The 1987-nt window shown below is 63.1% G+C and carries 2 protein-coding genes and 1 pseudogene; all 3 read left to right on the top strand.

The window, feature by feature from the left end; genetic code table 11:
* A pseudogene (locus BM297_RS21260) lies at positions 1–111 on the top strand (cytochrome-c oxidase, cbb3-type subunit II); the annotation flags it as partial.
* 29 nt (positions 112–140) lie between these two features.
* A complete protein-coding gene (gene ccoP, locus BM297_RS21255) occupies positions 141–1064 on the top strand; it encodes a cytochrome-c oxidase, cbb3-type subunit III (protein WP_092435820.1) in 924 nt (307 codons plus the stop codon).
* Positions 1065–1431: 367 nt separating this feature from the next.
* Positions 1432–1987: cbb3-type cytochrome c oxidase subunit I (locus BM297_RS21250; protein WP_175526710.1), on the top strand; the 556-nt coding region annotated here is incomplete at its 3' end.

Raw genomic sequence — 1987 nt, 5'->3', positions numbered from 1 at the left:
ACCGAGGAAGACATTGCCGGCGCCCGCGACGCGGTCAAGGGCAAGACCGAAATGGACGCGCTGGTCGCGTACCTGCAGGTCCTCGGCACCAGCCTCAAGAACACGCGCTGATGCGCAGCCTTAGCCAGGAGCAATAATCCATGACAGGCTTTTGGAGTATCTACATCAGCATCCTCACCATCGGCACCATGCTGGTGTTGGCGTGGCTGATCTTCGCAACCCGCAAGGGCCAGCGCCCGGACACCACCGACCAGACGATGGGTCACTCGTTCGACGGCATTGAGGAGTACGACAACCCGCTGCCGCGCTGGTGGTTCCTGCTGTTCGTCGGCACCCTGATCTTCGGCGCCATCTACCTGGCCCTCTACCCGGGCCTGGGCAACTGGAAAGGCGTCCTGCCGGGCTACGAGAATGGCTGGACCCAGGTCGGCCAGTGGCAGCGCGAGATGGATCGCGCCGAGGCCGAGTACGGCCCGCTGTTCGCCAAGTACGCCGCCATGCCGGTGGCCGACGTAGCCAAGGATCCGCAGGCGCTGAAGATGGGCTCGCGCATGTTCGCCTCCTACTGCTCGGTGTGCCACGGCTCGGATGCCAAGGGCAGCTTCGGCTTCCCCAACCTGGCCGACCAGCACTGGCGCTGGGGCGGCGAAGCCGAAACCATCAAGGCCAGCATCCTCGCCGGTCGCCACGGCATGATGCCGGCCTGGGGGGCGATCATCGGCGAAGAGGGCGTGAAGAACGTCGCTGCCTATGTGCGCAGTGAAGTGGCCGGCCTGAAACTGCCGGAAGGCCATGGCGCCGACCTGGCTGCCGGCCAGCAGATCTTCGCCACCAACTGCGTCGCCTGCCATGGCCCGCAAGGCAAGGGCGTGCCGGCCATGGGCGCACCGGACCTGACCGCCAGCACCGGCTGGATCTACGGCTCGAGCCTGACCCAGCTGCAACTGACCATCCGCAATGGCCGTCAGGGTCAGATGCCGGCCCAGGAACCCTACCTGGGCAACGACAAGGTCCACCTGCTGGCAGCCTACGTGTACAGCCTGTCGCAGAAACCCGCTCAGTAAGTCCAAGGGCGTGCCGCGCAATGCGGCACGCCTTCCTTCCCCCCACCCAGCCTGCCCTCCCAGGCCCGCCGTTCGCGCGACCAAGTGTCGCACCTATCCTTAAGCTTTCTTCACAGCCAGTGGCTTGAGGACTAAGCTGTCCCACCAGTCGCACGTCGTTACAAAAACAACGCGACATCACCCCTTGCGGCGTCTTTCGAGGCTCCGTGCTGCGCCAACACGACTACGACCGCAGAGCTGGAAACAGCATTGCCGACGTGCCTGCAATCCCTTGTATGACAGGCGCTTGCGTTGCAATGGCAACCTGCTTTCTCCATACTTGCCGCCGTTTTTTGTCCCGAAAGTCCATAACCGTGGAACCCCTGAAATGAGTACAGCAATCAGCCCGACTGCTTATAACTACAAGGTGGTCCGCCAGTTCGCCGTCATGACGGTAATCTGGGGGATCGTCGGCATGGGTCTAGGCGTATTGATCGCCTCCCAATTGGTATGGCCGAGCCTCAACTTCGACCTGCCTTGGACCAGCTTCGGTCGCCTGCGTCCGTTGCACACCAACGCGGTGATCTTCGCCTTCGGCGGTTGCGCGCTGATGGCCACCTCCTTCTACGTGGTGCAGCGCACCTGCCAGGCGCGCCTGTTCGGCGGCCCGCTGGCCGGCTTCGTGTTCTGGGGCTGGCAAGCCGTGATCGTGCTGGCTGCGATCACCCTGCCGCTCGGCTTCACCTCCTCCAAGGAGTACGCCGAGCTGGAGTGGCCGATCGACATCCTGATCACCATCGTCTGGGTTTCCTATGCGATCGTGTTCTTCGGCACCGTGATGAAGCGCCAGACCAAGCACATCTACGTCGGCAACTGGTTCTTCGGTGCCTTCATCCTGGTCACGGCGATGCTGCACATCGTCAACAACCTGGAAATCCCGGTCA

Origin of the sequence: Geopseudomonas sagittaria (assembly GCF_900115715.1) — a bacterium.
Taxonomy (GTDB): domain Bacteria; phylum Pseudomonadota; class Gammaproteobacteria; order Pseudomonadales; family Pseudomonadaceae; genus Geopseudomonas; species Geopseudomonas sagittaria.
This window is presented reverse-complemented; position numbering and strand designations above follow the sequence as displayed.

Coding starts and splice junctions, on each gene's coding strand:
- ccoP (WP_092435820.1), top strand. CDS start 141: ATGACAGGCTTTTGGAGTATCTACATCAGCATCCTCACCATCGGCACC.